The sequence below is a fragment of the Ideonella azotifigens genome, from assembly GCF_006519715.1.
GTDB classification, from domain to species: domain Bacteria; phylum Pseudomonadota; class Gammaproteobacteria; order Burkholderiales; family Burkholderiaceae_C; genus Ideonella; species Ideonella azotifigens.
Window position 1 is genome coordinate 1 of sequence record NZ_VIDT01000857.1, and the last position, 2,005, is coordinate 2,005.

Below are 2,005 nucleotides of genomic sequence, written 5' to 3' on the forward strand. Positions count from 1 at the left end.
GCCGCGGCAGCCGGTGAGGTGACGCTTTCACGCCACCGTCACCGCCCCAGGCCTGTTGGGCCTGGATGGGCGATAGGAAAACGCCGCGCAGCCGGCGGCGAACAGCCTCGCGCCTGCGCAAGGCCGGGAGCCTGCATCACTTGGGCAAGCCGAAGATCACGCGCACAACGCCTTGCTGGCTCAGCGTGTCGCTGTAGACGCCGGAGCCGGTGAGCAGGTCCGGCGCGCCGTCGCCGTTCACGTCGCCCACTTCCAGGCTCATGCCGAACTCGTCGCGCGTGTTCTTGGCGCCGTTGAGCTTGTAGATGTGCGCGGTGTCGAAGCCGGTGGCCGTGCCACGGTAGACCCAGATCGCGCCGGGGAAGGGCTGGGTCTCGTCGTTGGGCCGGGCGAAGGACGAGGTGCCGACGACCAGGTCTGCATGGCCATCGCCGTTGAAATCGCGCTGGCCCAGCATGTTGTCGCCCATGAACAGCAGCTTGCCGCTGCCCGCGGTGATCGTCTGCGTGCGGACAGAGCCGGACGGGCCGGTGGCGCTGCCGTAGAACACCGAGACCATGCCCGAGCTGGTGCCATCGGCGTAGCGTGGGGCGCCCACGGCCAGGTCGCCGAAGCCGTCGCCGTCCACGTCGCCGAGGAAGGTGACGTTGCTGCCGAACATGGCGGTGTCGTCCAGCGCAACCGGAGCGAACAAGGTCTCGTCGCGGTTGGCATAGCCGGTGGGCGTGCCGTGGTAGATCCAGGTCATGCCGGGGATGCCGCCGGTGGGGCTGCTGGCGCCGACGATGATGTCGGCAATGCCGTCACCGTTGACGTCGCCCACGTCGAACATCTGGCCGAAGTAGATCCACGGCGCGGCGCCGGCCAGCGTGCTCACCGGCTTCTTCTTCAGGCCCTTGGGGCCGCCCTTGAAGATGTAGATCTGGCCCAGGCTACCATTGGCGCCCATCGCGCCCACGGCGATGTCGTCGTAGCCGTCGTGGTTGAAGTCGCCCAGCGAGCGGATGCGAAAGCCGAAGAACGAATTGGTCGACGGGCCTTCAAGGATCTGCTTGGGTTCGGCCGAGACGCCGTGTTCCTTGCCGAAGAAGACCAGCACGCCGCCGCTGTATTGCTGGACGCCGGAGTAGTTGGACGCGCCGACGATGAGGTCCGGATAGCCGTCGCCATTCACGTCGGCCACCACCGGCGAGGCGCCGACCTGGGCCCAGGCCATCGGGCCCTCGTAGTGGAAGGCGGCCTGCTGCGCAACGCCCTTGGCCTTGCCGTAGAAGATGTCCACGGCGCCGCGCATGTCAGTGCCGGCCGGCGAGCCAACCACCAGGTCCGGAATGCCGTCGTGGTTGAAGTCGCCTTGCACGTTCAGCAGCGAGCCGAATTGCTGGTTCGCAGCGGTGCCCAGCATCTGCTGGTCGACCAGGCCATCCTTGGTGGTGGCTTGCGCCACGCCAGTGCCGGCCAGGGCCAGCAGCGCTGCGCACAGCGTGGCGCGCTTCCATGAGTCCATCATCTTCATCTCTCAACTCCGTCGATCTGTGGGTGATCCGGGCTGCAGCTGTCGGGGTCTGCAACGGCGGTGTGACGGCATTGGAGGGCAGATGGATGCGCAGCGGACTGGCGGATTCCTGACATTTCACAATCCCGACACGCCGGCCGCGCGGGGCGGCGCGGCATGCACCAGCGACGATCAGAAGTCGCGCGAAAAGCGGCCTGCGGCGAGCCAACCGCACTGGAAGCGGGAGCGCGCCTGCAGCTGGTCGCTGAGCGCATGGATGCGGCGCAGCAGCGTGCGCTCGGAAATCTCCAGCACGCCGGCAATGGTCTTGTCGTTGGCGCCCGAGGCCAGCAGCGTGACCAGCGCGTGCAGCGACTTGTCGCCGGCCTCCTGCTGGCCTTCTGCCGGCGGCTCCAGGGCAGGTGCGGCCTGGACCCACAGCGATTCGAACAGCGCCCACAGGGCATCCAGCGCGGCGGTTGGCCCCAGCCGCAGCGCCGGGCCTTCGGG

General features: G+C 68.1%; 2 protein-coding genes. Both read right to left on the reverse strand.

The window, feature by feature from the left end; genetic code table 11:
• Positions 1-136 precede the first annotated feature (136 nt).
• The gene (locus tag FKP22_RS28495; protein ID WP_141291477.1) at positions 137-1,516 is read right to left on the reverse strand and encodes an FG-GAP-like repeat-containing protein; all 1,380 of its coding nucleotides are present in this window, start codon (positions 1,514-1,516) and stop codon (positions 137-139) included.
• A gap of 171 nt (positions 1,517-1,687) precedes the next feature.
• Positions 1,688-2,005, reverse strand: a 318-nt coding sequence (locus FKP22_RS32975; RefSeq protein WP_211361636.1) for a helix-turn-helix domain-containing protein, incomplete at its 5' end; no start/stop codon positions are given.

What these genes read in the sequence shown, in the direction of transcription:
- FKP22_RS28495 (WP_141291477.1), bottom strand. Translation starts at nt 1,516, where the DNA reads ATGAAGATGATGGACTCATGGAAGCGCGCCACGCTGTGCGCAGCGCTG.